The 22,100-nt window shown below is 67.0% G+C and carries 21 protein-coding genes; 11 read left to right on the forward strand and 10 right to left on the reverse strand.

What is annotated here, in order from left to right; translation table 11 throughout:
* Positions 1 to 2: 2 nt before the first annotated feature.
* Positions 3 to 809 (reverse strand): SDR family NAD(P)-dependent oxidoreductase, encoded by an 807-nt coding sequence (locus WG901_RS09060; RefSeq protein ID WP_339586743.1) that lies wholly within the window; start codon positions 807 to 809, stop codon positions 3 to 5.
* A 126-nt stretch (positions 810 to 935) separates the two neighbouring features.
* On the reverse strand, positions 936 to 1,655 hold the full coding sequence (locus WG901_RS09065; RefSeq protein WP_339586744.1) for a hypothetical protein: 720 nt from the start codon (positions 1,653 to 1,655) through the stop codon (positions 936 to 938).
* 225 nt (positions 1,656 to 1,880) lie between these two features.
* Here WG901_RS09065 and WG901_RS09070 point away from each other — a divergent pair, with 225 nt between their 5' ends.
* Entirely contained in the window at positions 1,881 to 3,161 is a 1,281-nt protein-coding gene (locus WG901_RS09070) for a cytochrome P450 (RefSeq protein ID WP_339586745.1), read from the forward strand.
* Between the two features lie 7 nt (positions 3,162 to 3,168).
* On the opposite strand, the gene WG901_RS09075 is transcribed toward WG901_RS09070, so the two are convergent.
* Both WG901_RS09075 and WG901_RS09080 read right to left on the reverse strand, forming a co-directional pair.
* On the reverse strand, positions 3,169 to 3,477 hold the full coding sequence (locus tag WG901_RS09075) for a hypothetical protein (RefSeq protein WP_339586746.1): 309 nt from the start codon (positions 3,475 to 3,477) through the stop codon (positions 3,169 to 3,171).
* Positions 3,470 to 3,916, reverse strand: coding sequence for a DUF983 domain-containing protein (locus tag WG901_RS09080; protein WP_339586747.1), 447 nt, complete (start codon positions 3,914 to 3,916; stop codon positions 3,470 to 3,472). Before WG901_RS09080 ends, WG901_RS09075 begins: the two co-directional genes overlap by 8 nt.
* A 104-nt stretch (positions 3,917 to 4,020) precedes the next feature.
* Between WG901_RS09080 and WG901_RS09085 the strand changes: the two genes are divergently transcribed.
* From WG901_RS09085 to WG901_RS09095, 3 genes are read left to right on the forward strand one after another with little or no spacing between them, the layout of a single operon-like run.
* A complete protein-coding gene (locus WG901_RS09085; protein WP_339586748.1) occupies positions 4,021 to 5,397 on the forward strand; it encodes an aminotransferase-like domain-containing protein in 1,377 nt (458 codons plus the stop codon).
* Positions 5,398 to 5,433: 36 nt separating this feature from the next.
* Positions 5,434 to 6,579, forward strand: a complete 1,146-nt coding sequence (locus WG901_RS09090) for an aminotransferase class I/II-fold pyridoxal phosphate-dependent enzyme (RefSeq protein ID WP_339586749.1) — start codon at positions 5,434 to 5,436, stop codon at positions 6,577 to 6,579.
* Complete coding sequence (locus WG901_RS09095) at positions 6,576 to 6,935, forward strand: GFA family protein (protein ID WP_339586750.1); 360 nt, start codon at positions 6,576 to 6,578, stop codon at positions 6,933 to 6,935. Before WG901_RS09090 ends, WG901_RS09095 begins: the two co-directional genes overlap by 4 nt.
* On the opposite strand, the gene WG901_RS09100 is transcribed toward WG901_RS09095, so the two are convergent.
* Entirely contained in the window at positions 6,932 to 7,684 is a 753-nt protein-coding gene (locus tag WG901_RS09100) for an AraC family transcriptional regulator (RefSeq protein ID WP_339586751.1), read from the reverse strand. The two genes, WG901_RS09095 and WG901_RS09100, sit on opposite strands and share 4 nt — an antisense overlap.
* A 104-nt stretch (positions 7,685 to 7,788) precedes the next feature.
* On the opposite strand from WG901_RS09100, the gene WG901_RS09105 reads away from it, so the two are divergent.
* The 7 genes from WG901_RS09105 (at position 7,789) to WG901_RS09135 (ending at position 17,875) form a co-directional block, all read left to right on the forward strand.
* The gene (locus tag WG901_RS09105; RefSeq protein WP_339586752.1) at positions 7,789 to 9,003 is read left to right on the forward strand and encodes an MFS transporter; all 1,215 of its coding nucleotides are present in this window, start codon (positions 7,789 to 7,791) and stop codon (positions 9,001 to 9,003) included.
* A gap of 69 nt (positions 9,004 to 9,072) precedes the next feature.
* Positions 9,073 to 10,122: an OmpA family protein gene (locus WG901_RS09110; RefSeq protein WP_339586753.1), complete on the forward strand. Its 1,050-nt coding sequence runs from the start codon at positions 9,073 to 9,075 to the stop codon at positions 10,120 to 10,122.
* Positions 10,123 to 10,240: 118 nt separating this feature from the next.
* Positions 10,241 to 11,803, forward strand: coding sequence for a hypothetical protein (locus WG901_RS09115; protein ID WP_339586754.1), 1,563 nt, complete (start codon positions 10,241 to 10,243; stop codon positions 11,801 to 11,803).
* A 269-nt stretch (positions 11,804 to 12,072) separates the two neighbouring features.
* Positions 12,073 to 13,281 carry an NAD(P)/FAD-dependent oxidoreductase gene (locus WG901_RS09120; protein ID WP_339586755.1) on the forward strand — a complete coding sequence of 403 codons (1,209 nt, stop codon included), beginning with the start codon at positions 12,073 to 12,075 and terminating at the stop codon, positions 13,279 to 13,281.
* Between the two features lie 79 nt (positions 13,282 to 13,360).
* The gene (locus WG901_RS09125; RefSeq protein ID WP_339586756.1) at positions 13,361 to 16,660 is read left to right on the forward strand and encodes an acetyl-CoA carboxylase family protein; all 3,300 of its coding nucleotides are present in this window, start codon (positions 13,361 to 13,363) and stop codon (positions 16,658 to 16,660) included.
* Between the two features lie 65 nt (positions 16,661 to 16,725).
* Positions 16,726 to 16,995 carry a hypothetical protein gene (locus WG901_RS09130; RefSeq protein WP_339586757.1) on the forward strand — a complete coding sequence of 90 codons (270 nt, stop codon included), beginning with the start codon at positions 16,726 to 16,728 and terminating at the stop codon, positions 16,993 to 16,995.
* 34 nt (positions 16,996 to 17,029) lie between these two features.
* Positions 17,030 to 17,875 carry a TauD/TfdA dioxygenase family protein gene (locus WG901_RS09135; RefSeq protein WP_339586758.1) on the forward strand — a complete coding sequence of 282 codons (846 nt, stop codon included), beginning with the start codon at positions 17,030 to 17,032 and terminating at the stop codon, positions 17,873 to 17,875.
* 231 nt (positions 17,876 to 18,106) lie between these two features.
* On the opposite strand, the gene WG901_RS09140 is transcribed toward WG901_RS09135, so the two are convergent.
* The 5 genes from WG901_RS09140 to WG901_RS09160 all read right to left on the reverse strand — a co-directional run bounded on the left by WG901_RS09140 (position 18,107) and on the right by WG901_RS09160 (position 22,018).
* Entirely contained in the window at positions 18,107 to 18,484 is a 378-nt protein-coding gene (locus tag WG901_RS09140) for a winged helix DNA-binding protein (RefSeq protein ID WP_417602626.1), read from the reverse strand.
* 166 nt (positions 18,485 to 18,650) lie between these two features.
* On the reverse strand, positions 18,651 to 19,133 hold the full coding sequence (locus tag WG901_RS09145) for a hypothetical protein (RefSeq protein WP_339586759.1): 483 nt from the start codon (positions 19,131 to 19,133) through the stop codon (positions 18,651 to 18,653).
* A 57-nt stretch (positions 19,134 to 19,190) separates the two neighbouring features.
* Positions 19,191 to 19,565, reverse strand: a complete 375-nt coding sequence (locus tag WG901_RS09150) for a hypothetical protein (RefSeq protein ID WP_339586760.1) — start codon at positions 19,563 to 19,565, stop codon at positions 19,191 to 19,193.
* A gap of 49 nt (positions 19,566 to 19,614) precedes the next feature.
* Positions 19,615 to 20,082, reverse strand: coding sequence for a sigma factor-like helix-turn-helix DNA-binding protein (locus WG901_RS09155; RefSeq protein ID WP_339586761.1), 468 nt, complete (start codon positions 20,080 to 20,082; stop codon positions 19,615 to 19,617).
* Positions 20,083 to 20,344: 262 nt separating this feature from the next.
* Entirely contained in the window at positions 20,345 to 22,018 is a 1,674-nt protein-coding gene (locus WG901_RS09160; protein WP_339586762.1) for an HWE histidine kinase domain-containing protein, read from the reverse strand.
* Between the last annotated feature and the right edge of the window lie 82 nt (positions 22,019 to 22,100).

A 22,100-nucleotide genomic window follows, 5' to 3' on the forward strand; every position in this document is an offset into this window, starting at 1 on the left:
TTTCAATTCAGCGAACGGATCTGGCCGCCGTCGACGCGATAGTTCGCGCCGGTGACATAGCCCGAGCGCGGGCTGGCCAGCGTGCAGATAATGATCGCGAGGTCTTCGGGAATGCCGAGCCGACCCGCAGGCGGCAGGGTGAACACGCCGGCATTGACGAGCAGTTCGGTCACTTCCTCGAAGCTCGCTTCGGGATTGCCGAGCCGGTCGCGGCCCATGCGCAACAGGCCGTCGACCATGACGATACCCGGCGAGACGGTGTTGACCGTGATGCCCGCACCCTTGAGCGCGCCGGCCAGGCTGACGGTGAAGTTGTTCATCGCCGCCTTCGCCGCCGAATAATCGGCCCCCATGTTGTTCGGCTGGACCGCGACCGCGCTCGAGACGTTGATCACGCGGCCGAACTTCGCCGCTTCCATCTCGGGGATCGAGAGGTTGGTCAGGCGGATCGCCGCAAGGGCATTGGCGTTGAAGTTCGACAGGAAGTGGTCGGGATCGATCTGGTGCGGCGGCTTGGTGGAATTGCCCTCGGAATTGCCGCCGGCGTTGTTGATCAGGATCTCGATGTTGCCGCCGAGTGCGGCGACGGCTTCGGCATGGACCGCCTTGCAGGCCGCGTCGGTGCTGAGTTCGCCGATCGCCACGCCCGCGGCGCCGATCTCGGCCGCGACGGCCTCGGCGCGCGCGCGGTCACGGCCGTGAACCACGACCTTGGCGCCTTCTTCGGCGAGCATTCGCGCGACGGCCGCGCCGATACCGCTGCTGCTGCCGGTGACGAGCACGCGGCGGCCCGTGAGCTGCAAATCCATGACGATCCTCTCCCAATGCCTCGAGACTCACAGCCTCTTGCGGCGCGAGCGAACCAGGCCAGACAGCACGCGAGACCCGCGACGGATATTCCCAAATGGGGAGCCCCGGCCCGTGACTGGGTGGCGCTATTCCTCGAAGGCGGGGGGTGAAGCCGCCACGCGCCGAACCCATTGCCAGAACGGATCGGCCGAGCTCTCCGCGTCCATCGCGTCGGCGTGGGGCACGATCTCACTGCCGCGCTCGGGGATCGACACCGCGAAAGTCCGTTCGACCCAGCCGCGGAAGGCGAGGTTGGGATGGACGACATAGTCGGGATCGGCATTGGGCAGCGCGGCGAAGTCCCCGCCGTCGAGCGCGTCATAGCCGATCGCCACGAGCCTCAGGAAATCGACCGGATCGTCCGCGAGGACGCAGACGGTCGCGCAGCCCGAGCCCGACCCGAGCAGGACGATCTTCTGCGCACCCTCGTCGTCGAGCCAGAAGCCGATCCGCGATCCGTCGCCATTGGTGTTCGAGAACACGCAGAGGCGCGCGACGATCTCCGGATTCAGCGAATTGAAGCAGTATTTTAGGTCGTCGCTGTCCTGCGCGCCGAAGGTGATGAAGGTGCCGCCGGGGCGCTCGCCATCGGTCCAGGTCCGGTAGAGTTCGCGGTGCGGATAGAGATAGCCGACGCGCCCCGACTTGGTCCCTTCGTAGAAACCGTGGCCCTCGATCCAGTCGAACAGTTGCAGCAGCGGCTCGGGCAGGACCATGTCGGGCGAGAGCGTGGCGCCGATCTCCTGTGCAAGCTGCGATGCGCGGCCTTCGCGCAAACGCTTTGCCCGCAAGAAATCGATGACCATGCCAGCGCTCCCCAGTGTCCCCGCGCGCTGCATAGCACTGAAAACGCTGGAGGAACGCGCCATTGCAGCCGATGTGGACCCATTTTGTTCTCGCACATCGTCGGGACAGTTTCGTATTTCGAATATTGTGTCGCCATCGCGATCTCACTATGATCCAAGCGATATCACGGGAGAGGGCGGAGCGGCCGTGAAAGGCTTCCCGCGCCAGCAAGGGACACAGCAGAAATGACCACCGACTCTGCGCTGACGCGCGACGATCCGCGCTACAAGGAGATGTTCAACGTCGAGAAGGAGATCGAGCACTCGGGCGGCGTCATGCTCGAGGATCCCTATCCCGACTTCGCGCGGCTGCGCGCGCAGGGCCCCGTGTTCAAGGGCAGCCTGTCGCTGGAACTGACCGGCCAGCCCGACCACACCTCGCCGCAGCGCCAGCATTTCACCGCACTCTCGTTCGATGCCTGCTCCAAGGCGCTGGTCGACGCCGCCAAGTTCTCCTCCGCCCACTACCAGGAGCAGGAGAGCGTGATGCTCAACATCGGGCACACGGTGCTGACGATGATCGGACAGGAACACGCGCGCCACCGCGCCGCGGTCCAGCCGATGATGACGCGCGATCAGGCGATGGGCTGGTGGACCGAGAAGTGGATCGAGCCTTTCGTCCAGATCCTGCTCGACGGGATCGAGGGTCAGCAGGCGGTCGATCTCGTCCCGCAGCTCTGCGGCCGCCTGCCGATGCACACGGTCACCGCCGCCTATGGTCTGTCCTCCGACGAGGCACTCGAGTTCCGCGACAACCTGCTGACCTCGATGGCGCCGATGCTGCCCGAAGCGGCGCGCAAGGTCGCGCACGAGAAGGTGCGCACGGTCCTGCTCGGCGCGATCGCCGCGCGCCGCCAGGAGCGCCGCGACGACCTGATCTCGCGCATGATCGACGCGCCTTTCACCGATGCCGAGGGCAAGGCCTCGCAGCTGCCCGACGAGGCGATCCTGTCATTCTCGCGCCTGCTGCTGCTCGCCGGCGGCGGCACGACCTTCCGCCAGCTCGGCATCACGCTGTTCGCGCTGCTCAGCAACCGCGACCAGCTCGAGGACCTGCGCGCCGACCGCTCCTTGATGGAGCAGGCGATCGAGGAATCGGTGCGCTGGAACTGCACCGATCCGCTGTTCTACCGCATGGCGACGCGCGACACCGTGCTCGAAGGCATGGCGATCCCCGAAGGCGCGATCATCGACTGCTGCCTCGGCGCCGCCAACCGCGATCCCGAGCGTTGGGAGAATCCCGACCTCTACGACCTCCACCGCCCGGCCAAGCGCCACGTCGGCTTCGCCGCCGGCCCGCACACCTGCCTCGGCCGCTTCGTCGCCGGCGCGGAGATGACCGCGGCGATCAACGCGCTCCTCGACCGCTTCCCGAACATGCGGCTCGACGACAGCGGCGAGCCGACCAAGATGATCGGCGGCCTGGTCGCACGCGGCGTCAACCACCTGAGGGTGAGGCTGGATTGAGCCGAAGCTACTCGCAGTTGTAGAACGGCTCGCGCCCGGCCAGCACGTTGCGCGCCATCGCGCCCTTGTCGTGCGAAGCGAGCGAGCCGCCGGGCAGGTCGTCGTCCCAGAACTCGCGATCGGCATAGGCCTTGAGCGCCTGCTCCTGGTGCAGGTTGCGCGCGCCAAGGCCTTCGAGCAGCGCGGCGGCGGTGATCACTTCGGGGAAGTCGTCGCCCTCGCCCGCACGGATCATCAGCGCCAGGTCCTGGCGGCGCATGCCGTCGAGGAAAGCCGCGGCGAGTTCGCGCGCCTGTTCGATCACCGGATCAGTCATCAGCCCTGTCCAGGGGGGCCTTTTCCGCGGCGCGGCCATGGAGCTGCGCCCAGAGATGCTCGGTCCCCGCTTCCTGCGCCTTGTTGACGTATTGCGAGGCGACCAGCCAGCCCTTGATCGGCTGCAGCGGGAAGATGCAGCCGAAGGCGAGCAGCGGGAACGAGGTCACCAGGTGCACCCAGAACGGCGGATCGAAAGCCACCTGCAGCCAGACCACGAAAAAGATCAGCGGGAAGGCGATGATGCAAAGCGAGAAGAAGGCCGGGCCGTCGTCGGGCGCGGCGAACCGGTAGTCGAGCCCGCAGTTCGGACAGGTCTCGGCCAGCTTGAGGAAGCGGCTGAACATCTTGCCCTCGCCGCAGCGCGGGCAAAGACCCTTCCAGCCGCAGTGGACGATCCAGTCGAACTTCGCGCGACCTTCGAGAACCGGTTCCGACATTCCACACCTTTTGCAGAGGGGGTTGCCGACTCGGCCCTTGCGCCGCGTCGACCCGGCCCATATAGTTTGTATGGATACAAAATCAATGCATATAGGCATACAATATGTGGCTGCCTGAAATCACCGGCTCGGCCGGGCCGAAATACCTTTCGATCAGCGCTGCGCTGGGTCGCGACATCGCAGCCGGAACCCTGCGCCCCGGCGACCGGCTGCCGCCGCAGCGCGAGCTTGCCGAAGCGCTGCGGATCGACCTCGGCACGGTGACGCGCGCCTATGCCGAAGCGCGGCGGCTGGGCCTGATCGACGCCGACGGCCGCCGCGGCTCCTTCGTGCGCGAGGCCGGTGGCGTGCTGGCGACCGAGCAGGTCGCGCCGTTCGATACGGGCATGAACCTGCCGCCGCTGCCGCTGCGCTCGAGCCTGCCCGAACGCTATGCCGAAGCCTTGCGCGAGGTGCTCGCCGGCCCGACTGCGGCCATGCGCCTGCAATACCAGCCCGGCGGCGGCGCGCCGCTAGATCGCCAGGCCGGCGCCGACTGGCTGGCCGAACGCGGCATTCCCGCCGAGGAGGATACCGTGCTCGTCGTCAGCGGCGCGCAAACGGCGCTCCACGCGATCGCCAACGCCGCCCTGGAGCCCGGCGACGCGGTCTGCACGGGACGCTTCGTCTATCCGGGCTGGCTGGCGATCGCACGACGGCTCGGGCTGCAGATCGTGCCGCTTCCCGGCGACGACCAGGGCATCGATCCCGAGGCGCTCGACCGTGCCTGCACCGATGGCACGGTGCGCGCGGTCTATCTGGTGCCGAGCAACGACAACCCGACCACGGCGACGATGGACCTCGCGCGCCGCCAGGCGATCGTCGCGGTGGCGCGTCGCCACGACATCAAGATCATCGAGGACGACGCCTATGGCCGGCTCGGCGCCGATCCGCTGCCGCCGCTCGCCAGCCTCGCGCCCGAGCGCACCTGGCACGTCGCCAGCCTGTCGAAGATCGTCTCGCCGGCGCTGCGCGTCGCCTATCTGCGCGCCCCCTCGCTGCGCGATGCCTGGCGGCTCGCGGCCGACGTCCACGAGACCACGGTGATGGCGCCGCCGCTCAACGTCGCCGCGGCGAGCCAATGGCTGCGCGACGGCACCTGGAGCCAGCTCGTCGGCGAGGTCCGCGCCGAATGTGTCGCGCGCCAGGCGATCGTTGCCGAACTGCTGCCCGCGGGCTCCTATCGCGCCGATCCCGAAGGCTATCACCTGTGGATCCCGCTCGCCGGTGACATCGCCCCGGCCGAACTCGCCGCCGCGCTCGCGCCGGCGGGGCTCTCGGCGGTCGCCAGCGAGACCTTCGCCGCCGACCGCGCCGAGACCGCGCGCGGCATCCGTGTCTCGATCGGCGGCAGTCTCGGCCGCGATCGCCTGGCACGCGCGCTCGAGCTGCTCGACGCGCTGCTCCACCACCGCGGGTCTCGCGCGCTGCCGCTGGTCTAGATTGCGCCCGCCCGCGCCCCATGCGAAACGCCCCGCATGACCGCCGCGATCGATCCCTTCCACGCCATCGCCATCGGCGAACTCGCCTACCAGCTCGCGAGCCAGGGCCGCTCGGTGATCCACATGGAATATGGCCAGCCCTCGACCGGCGCGCCCGCCGCGGCGATCGCCATCGCGCACGAGGTGCTCGACGCCGACCCGATGGGCTATTGGGAGAACCCTCAGCTCAAGGAACGGATCGCTCGGCTCTATGCCGAGGAGCACGGCGTCACGATCGCGCCGAACCAAGTGATCCTCACCTGCGGCGCCTCGCCCGCGCTGGTGCTCGCGTTGTCGACGCTGTTCGCGCCGGGCGCTCGCGTCGCCCTCGCCCGCCCCGGCTACGTCGCCTATCGCAACACGCTCAAGGCGCTGCACATGGAGCCGGTCGAGCTCGACTGCGGCGAGGCCGAGCGCTTCCAGCTCACCGCCGCCGCGCTCGCCGCGGTCGAACCCGCGCCGCAGGGCGTGATCATCGCCAGCCCGGCCAATCCGACGGGCACGGTGATCGAACCCGACGAACTCGCGCGCATCGCCGAAGTCTGCGCGCAGCGCGGCATCGCCATCGTCTCGGACGAAATCTACCACGGCATTTCCTACGTCGGCCCCGTGCGCTCGACGCTGGCGGTCGCGCCCGAGGCGCTCGTCATCAACTCGTTCTCCAAATACTTCTCGATGGCCGGCTGGCGGCTCGGCTGGCTGGTCGTGCCGCCCGCGCTCGTCGAGCCGGCGCGCGCGCGAATGGGCAACCTGTTCCTGACCCCGCCGAGCCTCGCGCAGCACGCCGGCCTCGCGGCGATAGACTGCCGCGACGAGCTCGAAGGCCATGTCGCGACCTATGCGCGCAACCGCGAACTGATGCTCGACGGCGTCGCCCGGCTCGGCCTCAGCCACATCGCTCCGCCCGACGGCGCCTTCTACGTCTATGCCGACGTCGGCCACCTGACGCAGGACAGCCTGGCCTTCTGCCGGCGCATGCTCGAGGAGACCGGCGTCGCCACGGCGCCGGGGATCGACTTCGACCCGGTCCACGGCAACCGCTTCATGCGCTTCAGCTTCGCCGTCTCGACCGCGCTGGTCGAGGATGCGCTCGCGCGGCTCGAGCCCTGGTTCGCCGCGCAGCCGCGGCTGGCCGCAGCATGAGCCGGCCGCTCGCCCGCCACGAGGGCTCCTGCCACTGCGGCGCCGTGCGCTTCGCGATCACCACCGATTTCCCCGAGCTGACCACCTGCGACTGCTCGATCTGCCGGCGCAAGAACGCGCTGATGGTCAAGGTCCACGAAAGCGCGTTCGAGCTTCTCGCCGGCGCCGAGAACCTGCAGGAATACCGGTTCCATACCCGCACCGCGCGACACTTCTTCTGCCGGACCTGCGGGATCTATCCGTTCCACCGCAAGCGCGTGACCCCCGACTTCGTCGGCGTGAACGTGTTCTGCCTCGACGATTTCGAACCCGAAGGTATCCCGGTGCGCGCCACGGTCGGCAAGGGCATGGCCTAGACGCTGTACCGGCTCGGCGGCACGCCGAGCACGCGGCGGAACATCGTCGAGAAGCTCGCCGGGCTGTCGTAGCCGAGATCGAGCGCGATCTCCGTGACCGAGGCGCCCGCGACCAGCCGCTGCAGCGCCATGGCGAGGCAGGCCTGCTGGCGCCATTCGGCGAAGCTCATCCCCGTCTCGCGGCGGAACAGGCGGGTGAAGCTGCGGCGGTTGAGGTGGAGCGCATCGGCCCATTCGTCGACCCCGCTCTTGACGCTCGGCGCCTCGAGGAAGGCATGGCAGCGCATGGCCAGGGCCGGCGCCGAAGGGAACGGCACGGCCAGCGGGATCACCGGCGCGCGTTCGATCTCGGCGACGATCAGCCGCATGACCAGACCGTCGCGTCCCGCCTCGTCGTATTCGAGCGCGGTCTCGCAGGCCTCGGCGAGCAGCGCGCTGAGCAGCGGCGAGACGCCGACGACGCGGCAGCAGCGATCGAACTGGCCGATCGCCGGATCGATCATCACGCTGCGGGTCGAGACGGGACCGATCATGCGCACGGCATGCGGCGTGCCCGGCGGAATCCACACCGCGCGCTGCGGCGGCGAAACCCAGGCGCCCTGCGGCGTCGAGACCGCCAGGACGCCCGTGGTCGCATGAAGGAACTGCCCGCGCCGATGCGTGTGCAGCGCCAGCTCGAACGAGGGCGGATAGTCGTTGCCGACTCCGACCACGGCGCGCGCGACTTCGACATTGGGATCGTTCAGCATCGTCGGAAGGCCCGGACTTGTCCCAAACTCAAGTATGAATGACCGATAGGCGGAAGCGGGACATAGGGGAAGCTGCTAAGAGCGCGTTCCAAGGAGATGCCCGCATGGCCACGATCAGTCCTACCGCCCCTGCCGCGCCCGACGCCAGCAAGACCGTGCTCGGCATCATCGTGGCGATCAGCCTCTGCCATCTGATCAACGACATGATGCAGTCGCTGCTGCCGGCAATCTATCCGGGGCTCGCCAAGGAGCTGTCGCTGAGCTTCGGCCAGATCGGCCTGATCACCCTGGTCTACCAGATCACCGCCTCGATCCTGCAGCCGATCATCGGCCTCGTCGCCGACCGCAAGCCGGCACCGCTGGCCCTGCCGATCGGCACCCTGTTCTCGATGGCCGGGCTTGCCGTGCTGTCGATCGCGCACGTCTACTGGCTGGTGCTGCTCGGCGCCGCGCTGCTCGGCATGGGCTCGTCGATCTTCCACCCCGAGAGCTCGCGCGTGGCGCGCATGGCCAGCGGTTCTCGGCCGGGCTTCGCGCAGTCGCTGTTCCAGGTCGGCGGCAATGCTGGCTCGGCGCTGGGGCCGCTCGCCGCCGCGCTGGTGGTCGTGCGCTGGGGCCAGACCAGCCTCGCCGCGTTCGCGCTGCTCTCGCTGTTGTCGGCGGCGATCCTGTGGAACGTCAGCCGCTGGTACAAGCACCATGGCCTCGCGCGGCTGCAAGCCGGAAAGAAGGCGCGCAAGACGGCGCCGCTGCCGCAGGGCAAGGCGCGGCTGGGCATCGCCGTGCTGCTGGGCCTGGTCTTCTCGAAGTACATCTACCTCGCCAGCCTGACGAGCTTCTACACCTTCTACCTGATCGAGAAGTTCCACCTCTCGGTCGCCCAGGCGCAGTTCCAGCTGTTCCTGTTCCTCGCCGCCGTCGCCGCCGGCACGGTCGCGGGCGGGCCGCTCGGCGATCGCTTCGGGCGCACCTACGTGCTGTGGTTCTCGATCCTCGGCGCCCTGCCCTTCGCGCTGCTGCTGCCCCACGCGAGCCTCGCCTGGACGACGCCGCTGGCCATGGTCATCGGCCTGATCCTGGCCTCGGCCTTTCCGGCGATCATCGTCTTCGCGCAGGAGTTGATGCCCGACAATGTCGGCACGGTCTCGGGCCTGTTCTTCGGCTTCGCCTTCGGCGTCGGCGGCATCGGCGCCGCGGCGCTCGGCTGGGCGGCGGACAAGGTCGGCATCGAGACGGTCTATCACTGGGTCGCCTTCATGCCGGTGCTGGGTCTGCTGTGTTTGTTCCTTCCGCGAATCGAACGCCCCGCACAGGTGTGATGTTTCTCACCTTGTCTTGGCGATTTTTCACACTTCCCAAGCGTTATTAGGGCGTTACTTCTTGCGGCCATGAAGATCGACCGCCCGCTGCTCAGCGCTTTCGCCATCGTCTCCATCGCCGCACTCGGCGCTTGCTCGAAAGGCGGCGGCGAGGAGAGCGCCGCCGCGGCGGCCAGCGCGAGCGCCACGCCGAGCGCCGCTCCCCCGGCTGCGGCCGCGGCGGCGCCTGCGGTCGGCGGCTTCGACCCCGCCGCCGCGCCGCAGGGCCAGAACCCGCCGGGCGCCTGGCCCTATTTCAGCCTGATGGACGGCTATACGCGGATGACCGAGGAGAACAGCCCCGGCAATTCGGCCAAGGCCTGGCTCGAAGACGTCAAGTACGAGCGCTTCGAATTCTTCGACGGCAAGAAACTGATCCCGGTCGAGGGCCGCGCCTATGTCACCCGCGGCCTCGGCACCGCCGCCTCGTGGTTCCAGATCCAGAAGACCTACGAGGCGCTGGTCAAGGGCCTCGGCGGCGTCACCGTCTGGGAGGGCTCGGGCGAGGTGATGGAGAACCTCAAGCTCAAGTTCGCCGACCAGCGCTATCGCGGCGAGCACCTGCTCCAGTACGACAAGATGGGCGTCTACATGGTGCGCACGCCCGATCGCCAGATCTGGGTCGAGGTCTACCAGCCCTGGGACGATTCGAAGGGCTACTGGCTGACCGTGATGGAGACCAAGCCGCTCGAACTGACCGCGCGGCTGCTCGCCGCCGAGGAGATGAAGGCCGCGCTCGACAAGGACGGCCACGTCGCGCTCTACATCAACTTCGACACCGACAAGACCGCGATGAAGCCGGACTCGGCGGCGACCGTGGGCGAGATCGTCAAGCTGCTGACGACCAATCCGGGCCTCAAGCTCGAGGTCCAGGGCCATACCGACAATGCCGGCACGCCCGCGCACAACCTGACCCTGTCCGAAGGCCGCGCCAGCGCCGTGGTCGGCGCGCTGATGGCCCAGGGCATCACGATGAACCGTTTGACCCCGAAGGGCTACGGTCAGACCAAGCCGATCGCCGACAACGCCAGCGAAGACGGCCGCGCGAAGAACCGGCGCGTGGAACTGGTGAAGAAGTAACCGAGGCGCGCGCCCAAGCCGCTGATCGGCCTGCCGAATAGTCCATTTTGGCAGTCATTCCGCTTGCGGCGTCGAGTCCGCCATGCTGTCGAGCCCCGGGCATATAGTTCGGGGCGGCATGGCGGATCTCTATCTTTCGGAAAACGACAATCTTCTGCGCGTGACGTTTGGCGGCCGCGTGTTCGGCACGGCCGGCGCAGAGGCGATCTCCTATATGCCCACGGTGACCGGGGTGACGATCGACCAGAACGTCGATCGCGTACGGTTCCTCGCCGATTCCAATGTCTACGCCTACCAGCAACAGGGCAACCAGCTGGTCGTTTATGCGGGCGCCGTCGTCGTGGCGCGGATAGCGGTACAAGGTGACGCTGACGGCACCCAGATCGGTTTTTTCGACGATAGCAGCTTTGGCTGGTTCAGCGCGAAGGTCACCGCAGCAGGCATGACGCTCGGCGGCGTAACCGTACCGACGACCGCACCGGTGACGATAACGATCGGCGGCGCTTTTCCAGGACAAGGAAGGCCACTCACCACGGGTGTCGACAAGTTCGGACCCGACGACGAAACCGGAATCCCTCACGTACCGATCGATTCTTCGGGCAACGCCGTGACCACCTTCACGGCGGGCGACCAGATCGTCGGCGGCGAATTTTATGACCAGTTCATCATCCAGGCCACCGCGACGGCCAACCGGGACTACCCCCAGGATGCGACCGTGCGAAACATGGAAGTCATCACCATTCGGAACAGCGGCCCGCCCGCCGCGGGGCTGACAGACGCCTCCAAATACCAGGGCCTGCGCCAGCTCTGGCAGGAAAAGGCCGCGGCAAACGTCACCAACCTGGCCGAAGGCGTCACCGCGGGCTTCCGCGACCTCGACCTGAGCGGCGGCGTCACCGTCACGACGACCGACACCGCGCGTTCGGCCGCCATCGCGCTCGACACCATCGCAGCGAACGGAGCGATCACGGTGAAAAGCGCCACCGCCGTCGGCCTGCTCGACAGCGTGACCGTGGTCGCCGGCAAGTTCAACACGACGGCGGCGCCGGTTTCGCTTCCGGAGGCGCTCAAGCTGATCGTCATTCCCGGCCAGGGTGTCGATCGCCTGACGCTGAACACGCTCACGGACCTCAGCCTGTCGGTGCGCGACGGTGCCGGTGCCGAAACCACCGGCCTGCGCCTGCTCGATGCCTCGGGCAGCCTGGGCGGCGTGAGCTTCGACCTCAAACAGCTCAAGCCCTCGAGCACGATCACCGCTTTCGACGGCGGCTCCGTCGCGCTCGGCAATGGTGCCGACCTGCTCACCGCCGCGAACGGCGCCACGATCTCGAACCTGCGCCGCGGGGCGGGCGAGGACGCAGCGCAGCCCCAAGGCGCCGACACGATCGTCCTGACCGGTGCCGTCCAGGCGGCCGATCGGACAGGGGCCGGCTATGCGGTCAAGGACGGCCTGCTGACCTTCGGCACCGCTCCCTCCAGCCTTGCCGAGGCACTCGCGGCCGCCCGCGCCGCCACGGTAGCCGACAACGAGACCTTGGCCTTCCGCTATCTCGGCGACAGCTATGTCTTCGCCGAGCGGTCGAACGCGAGCGACGCCGACGATGTGCTCGTCAAGCTGGCCGGTACGACCGGGCTCGCCGGCCTCGACACGTTTTCGACAGGCAACGTGTACGTCTTCTAGGCGCGGGCAACCGAAATAGGTTGCTCGCAACGCGAAATCGGCGCCGCCCTCGCGAGGCTCTTCAGTCGCCTAGCGGCGGCGAAGCCCCCCGTCACGCAGGTACAGTAGCCAACGGTCAAGGACCGCACGGGCCGGCGTTACGACCGCTATGTCGCGTCATCGCCGACTGATTTTGCGCCAACGCCATTTTGTCGGGTTGCGATGTCACATACCCTGTTTCCAGGTCGTCTAGGCAACGAACGCCGACGAACGGCGTCGGAGGAAAGCATATGCCGCAGAAGATCGTCGTCGCGGGTTCGGGTTTCGCCGGGTTGTGGTCCGCCCTTTCGGCCGCGCGGACCATCGCATTGGCTGAAAAGCAGGGCGAGATCGAAGTGATCGTCGTTTCGCCGACCCCCAACCTCGTGATCCGCCCACGCCTCTACGAAGCAGAACTCGACAACATGAATCCCGATCTGCAGGAACTGTTCGCTGCCGTCGGGGTCAAGCATGTGCCTGGCCTTGTCGAAACGATCGATACGGATGCACGCACATTGACGGTGGCGCTCATCGCTGGCGGACACGAGGCCATCGCTTATGACAGGTTCGTCCTCGCGACGGGGAGCCAGCTGTTCCGGCCAAATGTGCCGGGCCTTGCCGAATACGCGTTCGACGCCGACCAGTTCGACAGTGCACAAGCTCTCGACGCCCACCTGAAGGGGTTGATCCGCCAGCCGGAGAGCGACGCTCGCAATACCGTCGTCGTCGCCGGCGGCGGCCTGACGGGTCTCGAGGCTGCCACCGAGATGCCGATCCGGCTGCGGGCAGCCCTGGGCGAGGATGCGGCCTTTCGGGTCATCCTGATCGACACCGCCGACAAGCCCGGCGGGTCGCTGGGGGATGAGGCAGCGCCCTATTTCGCCGAAGCCCTCGCCTTCGCCGGGGTCGAGGTGCGCACGGGAGTGCGCGTGACGGCCATCGACGCGACCAGCGTGACTTTGTCGTCCGGTGAGCGGATCGAGACGAAAACCGCCATGTGGACGGCCGGCATGCGCGCCAACGCGCTCGCAGCTCAGATCCCCGGCGAAAAGGACGAGATCGGCCGAGTGATCGGCGACAGCTACCTTCGCGCGCCCGCGGCCAGCGGCATCTTCGTGACGGGCGACACGGTCCGGGCGGCAACCGACGAACTGGGCAATGTCGCTGCCATGTCCTGCCAGCATGCGCTCAGCCTGGGTCGGGTCGCGGGGCACAATGCCGCCGCCGAACTCGCCGGGAGCGCGCTTCATCCCTACAGTCAGCCCAAATATGTGACCTGCGTCGATCTGGGCGACTGGGGTGCGCTCTACACCGAGGGCTGGGATCGTCAGGTGCGGCTCACGCGGGCGGAAGCGAAGGCGCTCAAGCAGGAGATCAATCGCGTGTGGATCTATCCGCCCGCAGCCGATCGCGATGCGGTGTTCGCCGTCGCCCATCCCGACTTCGTCATCGTCCCCTGAGCCTGGCTTGGACCGGTCGCGCCGAATGAGCTCGGCCGGTCCCCTAGCCATACCGTTGCACTCTTCGCAGACTTGCTCGATGGACCGCATTCGCGGCCGCAAGCCGATGGAGGGTCCCCTGTTCGCCAAGCTCCTGATCGCCAACCGTGGCGAGATCGCCCTGCGCATCGCGCGCACCGCACGCGAACTCGGCATCGAAACCGTTCTCGTCCACGCGCAGGACGAACCCTGGCCCAGCGCCGCGACGGCCGTGCAAGCGCTCCCTGGCCAGGGTCCAGCGGCCTATCTCGACATCGCTGCGATCGTCGCGGCCGCGCGCGCGAACCTCTGCGACGCGGTCCATCCGGGCTATGGTTTCCTCAGCGAGAATCCAGCCCTGGCGCGCGCCTGCGCCGAGGCGGGCCTCGCCTTCGTCGGTCTGCCGGCAGAGCAACTCGCGCTCTTCGGCGACAAGACCCGGGCGCGGGCTCTCGCCGAGCAATCGGGTGTCCCGATCGTCGCCGGAACGGCGGGCCCGGTCTCGCTCGAAGAGGCCAACGAGTTTTTCGCCGAGCACGGGCAGATCGTGTTGAAGGCCGTCTCCGGCGGCGGCGGGCGGGGCATTCGGGCGGTCGAGCGCGCCGAGGACCTCGCCGAGGCCTATGCGCGTAGCCGTTCCGAAGCCCTGCGCGCATTCGGTGTCGAGGCCGTCTATGCCGAAAGGCTGATCGCCCGAGCGCGGCACATTGAGGTCCAGATCGCCGGCGACGGAGCCCAGGTGGTGCATTTCGGCGAGCGCGAATGCACGCTCCAGCGGGGCTACCAGAAGCTCGTCGAGCTCGCGCCGGCGCCGGGCCTCGATCCCGACCTGCGGACGCGTCTGCTCGACGCCGCCTGCAAGATGGCGGCAGCATGCGGCTATCGGGGGATCGGCACTTTCGAATTCCTCGTCGAGCGTGACACGGGCGCTTTTGCCTTCATCGAGGCGAACCCGCGACTCCAGGTCGAGCATACGGTGACCGAGGAAGTCATGGGCCACGACCTCGTCGCGATCCAGCTTGCGCTCGCCGCCGGTGCGAGCCTCGCCGAGCTTGGCCTCACGCAAGACGCGATAGGAACGCCCCGCGGATCGGCGGTACAGTTGCGCATCAACACCGAGACGATCGGCGCCGATGGTCTGCCGCGCCCGAGCCTCGACGCGATCACCGGTTACGACGTGCCCGGCGGCCCTGGCGTGCGCGTCGACGGCTCGGGCGGACTCGGACATGTGCCTACCGCCGGTTTCGACACCTTGCTGGCGAAGCTCGTCGTCACGTCGCCGCTCGGACATACCGGCGCGATCGTACGCGCACGCCGCGCGCTCGCAGAATTCCGCATCGACGGGCCCGCCACCAACATCCCGTTTCTCCAGGCCCTTCTCGCGCGGCCCGAGGTCGCCGACAACGCATTGACCACGCGCTTCATTGCCGAGCACCTCGACGAGCTCCTGGCGGCCCTGCCGGACGCCGCCGGCAACGCGGTCCCTCCGGCACTCGCCGTCGACGCTGCCGAGCAACCCGCGGCAGATACCTTCATCCCAACCGACGGCACCGTCGTGCTCCAGGCGCCCATGACAGGCGTGATCGCATCGCTCGCGGTGGCCGAGGGCGACACCGTCGCTCCCGGCGCCGAGCTCGCGGTCCTCGAGGCGATGAAGATGGAACACGTACTCCGCGCGACGACCGGCGGCACGGTACGCGCAGTCCTGCGACACGCCGGCAGCCAGGTCGGTGAGGGCGCGGCAATCCTTGTGCTGGCACCCGACGCCGGAGCCGAGGCCGACGAGGAAATCGCCGCGCCGATCGATCCCGACGCGATCCGCGCCGATCTCGCCGCGGTTCGGGAACGTCAGGCGCGCACGCTCGACGACCAGCGCCCCGCCGCCGTCGAGCGGCGGCGCAGCCGCGGTCAGCGCACGGCGCGCGAGAACGTCGCCGACCTGGTCGATGCAGGGTCATTCGCCGAATATGGCCAGCTCGCCGTTTCCTATCGACATGCGCGCTATTCGGACGACGAACTTCTCGAGAACAGTCCGGCCGACGGCTTCGTGGCGGGCATTGGCACGGTCAACGCCGGCATCCATGGCGCCGGTGCGAGCACGGTTGCGGTCGGCGCCTACGATGCGACGGTGCTCGCCGGCACGGTCGGCCACATGAACCACAAGAAGGCCGACCGTCTGTTCGACCTGGCGGCCGAGCGCCGCCTGCCGCTCGTGCTCTTCGCCGAAGGCGGCGGCGGGCGCCCCCGCGAGGATCCGGTGACGATCACGGGGCTCAATTCGCCGAGCTTCTTCAAGATGGCGAAGCTCTGCGGCAAGGTGCCGACGGTCGCGATCGTCTCGGGCCGCTGTTTTGCCGCCAATGCCGCGCTCGCGGGGCTCGCAGACGTCATCATCGCGACGCGGGATAGCACGATCGGCATGGCAGGCCCGGCCCTGATCGAAGCCGCCGGGCTGGGATCCTTCACGCCCGAGGAAGTCGGCCCGATCGAAGTCCAGACGCGCAGCGGCGTCGTCGACGTGGCGGTCGCGGACGAGGCCGCGGCGGTTGCGGTCGCCCAGCAATACCTCTCCTATTTCCAGGGTACTCTGCCCGATTGGGACGCGCACGATCCACGGCTGCTGCGCGGCGCCGTCCCGGAAAATCGCCTGCGCGTCTACGACGTGCGAGAGGTTGCCAAGCTCATCGCCGACAAGGACACCTGGCTCGAGCTCAGAGCGGATTTCGGAACGGCCTATGTGACGGGCCTCGCGCGCATCGAGGGGCGTCCGGTCGGCATCATCGCCAACAACCCGGCGTTCAACGCTGGCGCCATCGACAGCCCGGCCTCCGACAAGGCCGCCCGGTTCCTGAGGCTCTGCGACGCCTTCGGCCTGCCCGTCGTCAGCCTCGTCGATACGCCGGGCATCATGGTCGGTCCCCAAGCCGAAGCGACCGGGCTCGTGCGCCATTCGGCGCGACTCTTCGCGGCAGGGGCCGCGCTCACCACGCCGCTCTTCGCCATAGTGCTGAGGAAGGCTTATGGCCTTGGCGGCGCGGCCGCTACAGGCGGCTATTTCCAGGCACCGTTCTTCACCGTCGCCTGGCCGACCGCGGAGCTCGGCGGCATGGGGCTCGAAGGCAGCGTCCAACTCGGCTACCGGCGAGAGCTCGAAGCCATCGAAGACCCCGTCCAGCGACAGGCCTTCTTCGCGGACCGCGTCGCCAAACGCTACGAGAAGGGCAAGGCGAGCTTCGTCGCGAGCTACTTCGAACTCGACGCGGTGATCGACCCGGCCGAGACGCGCGCCTGGCTCCGCCGCGGTCTCGATGCGGCCTCGCCGGCCAAAGCCGACCGGACCGGATCGCTCGATACCTGGTAGCGGAAAGCGAAGAAGCCGGTGCGCGCACAGCGATCGCCGCAACCGAACGGATAAGGGTCAAGACCATGCGCATCGTGTCCGCCCTCCTGCTCACCGCTGCGGCGTTCGTTGCCGGCGGCGCAGTCCTGGCGTACCTCTATCTCACGAGCCTTGCCTGCGGCTACGCGCCGAGCGCCTCGAGCTGCCATGCCCTTCCCTGGGATCTCTCACCCGACGATCGCTTTTGGCTGGTCGGCCTGCCGATGGCTATCGTCGCCGGTCTGACGGGGTTAGCCTGGCTGGCGCGCCGCAGGTCTCGGCCCGGCGATGGCGGCAGCACGGCACCTGACCTGTAAGGATTGGTTCCGGACAACAAGCGAGAGGACCGACATGAAGACACGCGATCTCACCCCGCTGATCGGATCCGAGGTCATGATCGACCGCGCAGATCTGCTCGAAGGGCGGCATGCGAGCGATCTGAGAAAACTTCTCGTTGCGCGCGGCGTCCTCGTCTTTCGCGATCTTGACATCGATCGCGGCGAGCAACGGACGATCACCGCCTCGCTCGGGACCATCCAGACGGACGGCACGGGAGAAGAACTTCAGCAGGTCACGGTCGACGAGCAGGTGAGCCCCGAATATGCGGCCTATTTCGCCAGCACGCTGTTCTGGCACATGGATGGCCATCACGATCAGACCGTCCCCTGCTTCGGCGGATCGTTTCGACCGGTCCGGCTGGCGCACGAGGGCGGCGAGACCGAGTTTCTCAACGCCTATGCGGCCTACGAGGGTCTCGACGAAGCCGATCGCCACCTGGTCGATCGCCTCCACGTGTTCCACACGGCGACGACTTCGGGACTCTCGGCCAATCCTCGGGCGAGCGACGAGCAGATCGCCGGCTGGCGCCGCCGACCGCCTGCGCGCCAGCCGTTGGTCTGGCAGCATGCGACGGGGCTTAAGTCGCTGATGCTGGGAGTTGCGGTCGCTTGGGTCGAGGGCATGCACCCGGCCGACAGCTACGACCTCCTGTGTCGGCTGCGGTGCCATATGAACCAGCCGCGCTATGTCTACCGCCACGCGTGGCGCGCCGACGATCTGGTGATCTGGAACAACACCGGGACGCTGCACAGGGCCCGGCCGTTCGATCCCGCCTCGGGCCGTCTGCTCCACCGCTTCACCCTGGTAGGCGAGGAACCGATCCGGGCGCCCGACGCGGCCGCGCGGCAACAGGCCTGACTTGCTCGCGTGACGTGGATCGAGATCATCGCGCGCCTCGACAACCAAGCCTAGGCGCGCGGCGCAGCCGGGTCGAAAATTCGACCTCCGACAACGATCTGTTAACTATATTTCTCCTAGAACCGTCGTGCGGGTTCGGACGCTCTCTCTCCTCGGTCTGCCCCGCGACTTCTCCTAGTTTTTCATACAAGAAGGGCGCCTTGGTTTCGACCGAGGCGCCCTCTCGACTCGTTAGATCAACTGCGCTCCGCCCTCGCCGATCTGCGCGAAGTAGCGAGCCATGGCGTCGGCCGCGCGATCGGAAAGCGCTATGAACGTACGCCGCCGGTCGGTCTCATCGTTCACACGCGTCAACAGACCGGCATTGGTCAGGACCTTGATCCATCGAAGCGCAGTCGTCGGCGGGACACCCGAAGCGATGCACAGCGACGTGACGCAGACGGGCTGATGTTCAATACGCGCCGCGGCGAGGTCCAGCAGAATGTCCCAGGCCGGATCCGCGAATGGCAGGCTGCCGAAGAACTTGGCACGCGTCTGGCGATTGCGGACGATGCGCCGCAGCAGCCGGGGATCGGGCAACGGCGGCCCCGCGTTGCGAACGAGGTTCACGCTGCCGTCTTCAGCCACCACACCAAGCGGCGGCGGCTGAGGCTCAAACGCCGAAGCCGTGACTTCGAGCGGGTTTGCGCATGCTTCGGCGAGGAAGGCTACCTGGCGAACCAGTTCCCAGACCTGCGCCTGCAGATCCCGGAGCCTCGTCTGGATTTCGCCAGGGTCAGGCTGGCCCGCGCCAAGAGGGCGGGTATGTGGAAACGACACGGCGTTCGTACCTCCGATCCTTGAAGATGCCGACGACCATCGTCGCGAGCATCGGTATCGACCACACGGTCTCCAGGCCGCGGTAGAGCTTCGCGTTGGTGCCTGGATCCAGCAGGGGGCCGAAATGTGTCGCCACGCAGATGAACTGGAGACCGGCGGACCAAATCAGCCAGTGCCTCCGACACGACAGCGCAGCGGCGTACAATCCCAGAAAATAAAGCGTATCGGTGGCCAGGAGCACGGGATTCATCCTGCTCCAGGCTTCGACCTTCACCAGGCCGACGACACCGGCAAAACCCGAGCCGGGTGTCGCGGCCGTGGTACCCAGCATGGCGATCACGAAGCAGGCGAATGCCCAGCGGACGGGCTTGCCGCCATAGGCCAGGGCATAGGCCCAACAAGCCGCCGCGACGATCCAGTACAGGAGACCTATGATCATGCCGAGATGAGATCGAGCCGGTCGCACCGCGTCAATTCGCGATGCTTCCGTTCCGGACTAGGACGCCTCGACCGTCGCGGCTCTCGCGACCTCCGCGCTCGTGATCGAGCCCGTCGTGAAGAAACCGATGTCGTCCCAACCCTCGGGACAGCCCGCCGCCGTCTCGGCCTGGTTGCTGCGACGCTGAAAGGACTGCATCAGGCCGATGGTCGCCTGCATGTTCTGGCGCCAGGCAAGTCCGGCCGACTGACCTTCGTGCAGTATCGTCATCAGGCGCTGCGATTGCGAGACCGGCATCCCCGATCCCCGCATGGCGTCGACGGCTTCGGCCGCCAGTCGCAGATGCGAGGCGAAGGCCTGATCCATGGTGTCGAGCGTCGTTCGGATGTCCCCGCCGATGACGTGCACGGCGGCCTCCTGAAATTTGAGCATGGCTTCCCCTTCTCCGCAATCCAGAGGATCGGCGGTGGTGTGATTGCAGTCAGTCGAACGTCTTGATGATGCCCAGAACGAACAGCACCAGTGCCAGGAAGGTCGTCAGGCAAACCACCGCCACCCACATGATGCGCAGCGTTATCTGGTCCCATCGGAGCCTGAACTCTTCACCACCCAGCGCGGGACCGAGGAAGAAGCGACCGACCCCCTTCAGTCCGCGCCGAACAGCGCCGGCCTTTCGAGATGGCGTGATTTCCCAGGGTGTTGGAAGAGGAGAAATTCTCACGTGAGAAGGATCGTGAGAATTTTCCTTGAGCGCGCTGTAGCGCTCGGCAGCCGCATGCCTGCCGACGACGCCGAGGGTTTTCGCCGCCTGCTGCAACTGGTTGTCGACCGTCCCGGCGGCAATCCCGGTCTTGTTCGCAAGTGCCTTGGATTTGACACAGCCCTCCGCAACGAGTTCCAGCAACTCTCGCTGTCTCCCGGAGAGGTTCCTCAAGACTTCGTGTTCCACAACGCTCCGATCGAATTGACCCGATTCGGAATCAAACGGTTTCTCGCTCAGAGTTCAACCGGGATATGCACTCGGGCGGCAGCGGCCCGCTCGGCGCGCCGGCGGAAACGATCGCGCGGGCCCCTTCGACGGACTGCTTCCTGCTTTCGAGGACAGCATGCACATGGCACGCCCGTGCAACGCGGGCCACTTTCAGGTGCGGAAAATGCAGCCGCGCTATGCCCGCCATGTCGGCGTGAACAGCCAACTTCGGGCGCACCGCCTAGGCGACAAGTTTACCCGTGATCTCCACGAGCTGACCGGCATCGAACGGTTTCGCCAGCAACTCGGCATCGTCGAAAGACTTAGGCAGCGAAGCCCTTCCATAGCCACTGACGAAAGCGAAAGGTATGCCGTTGCGGGCCAGTGCCGCGGCGATCTCGTCGACCGGATGGCCGCCCAGATTGGCGTCCAGCAAGGCCGCGTGGAACCTGTATTGCTCGATCAGACTCAACGCCGCGGCCGAATTTCCAGCCGGACCAAGAACGAACGCCCCGGCATCCTCCAGCCGCCCGGCGATGTCCAGCGCGAGCAGCGGCTCGTCCTCGACCACCAGGATGCGCTTGCCCAGAAGGCGCTTCGAACGTTCGGGCGCATTCCGGCCGGCTGGATTGTGATCGACCGGCGGCCTGTCAACCGGCAGCGCAGCATCTCCGCTCTCGCCCTGCGCCTCGGGAAGCGGAACATTGATATGCCAACGCACGCCTTCAGCCGCAATCGACATCCGGGCATCGCCGCCCACGCCGCGCGCGCTCGCCTCTATCAATCGAGTCCCGAAGCCCCGACGGATCGGTGCGCCGACCGTCGGGCCGCCCTGTTCTATCCAGCGCATTTTCAGGGTTTGCCCGCTGACCAACCAGTCGATCGTCACCGCGCCGTCGATCTTCGACAAAGCACCATATTTCAGGGAGTTAGTCCCAAGTTCGTGCAGGATCATCGCGAGCTGCGGCACCACCGCGGCATCGAGCTCGACCGGCGGACCTGACGCGGAGACCTGGGCTTCATCGACGGGACCAAGCTGCATCTGGTCGCTCACGATCTCCTTGAGCTGCGTTCCCTTCCACTCGTTGGTGCTGAGCTGCGAATGCACGCGCGACATCGACTGGATCCGTCCACCGAAGCTCTCGACGAAATCCGCAGGGTCATTGCAATTCCGCAAGGTCTGCGATGCGATCGCCTGGACCGTCGCAAGCATGTTCTTGACGCGATGACTCAGTTCACCCGTCAGCATCTTCTGCAGATTTTCGCTTTCCTGGAGGGCAGAGCAACTCCGGGCCAGTTCCTGTTCGCGTGCGCGCAACGCTTCTTCGGCTATCGTACGTTCCAGAAGATCGGCCGCTTGACGCGCCAGGATGTCGAGCAAGCGCAAGTCGCGATCGGAAGGCCGATGCGGCTTGGCCCAATGCGTCGAGATCATCCCGAGCAACTTGCCTTCGCGCGAGAGCAGCGGCGTCGTCTGCGCAGATCGGATGCCCGTCCGGCGAAAGGCCAAGAGGTCTTCGGTCCCCGCGATTTCATCCCATTCCTCGAAATCGGCAATTATGGCGCGCTGACCGGACTTGAGTGCCGCGGTGCAACTGCTGTGTGCGGCGGGGCTGACCCATTCCCAGAAGCCGACGGCTTCCGGCGGAAGGCCGCGAGAGCACAGGAGGTTGAGTTCGCCACCATGGCCCGAGGAATCTCCGGGCGGGCAGAGCAATTGCATCGTTCCGAACTGCGATCCGGTGATCGTCACGGCGGCGTCGACGATCTTGCCATATAGCAGCGCACGATCCTGCTCGCCGATCAGTTCCACGCATATGCTGTGCAGCAAGTCGATATCTGCGATCTCTGCCGTGGGTTCCGCGCGGGCGGCACCGAGCGATTCGATCGGATTAATCTGTAGCAAGCCCGCCATAATGCCCCCGGTGGAGCGCCCCTGTTTCGAGACACTTCAGTCGCGTGAACGTCAAAACATCGAAATCGTTCCCTCGACCGAC

Origin of the sequence: Novosphingobium anseongense, from assembly GCF_037482895.1 — a bacterium.
Classification (GTDB): domain Bacteria; phylum Pseudomonadota; class Alphaproteobacteria; order Sphingomonadales; family Sphingomonadaceae; genus Novosphingobium; species Novosphingobium anseongense.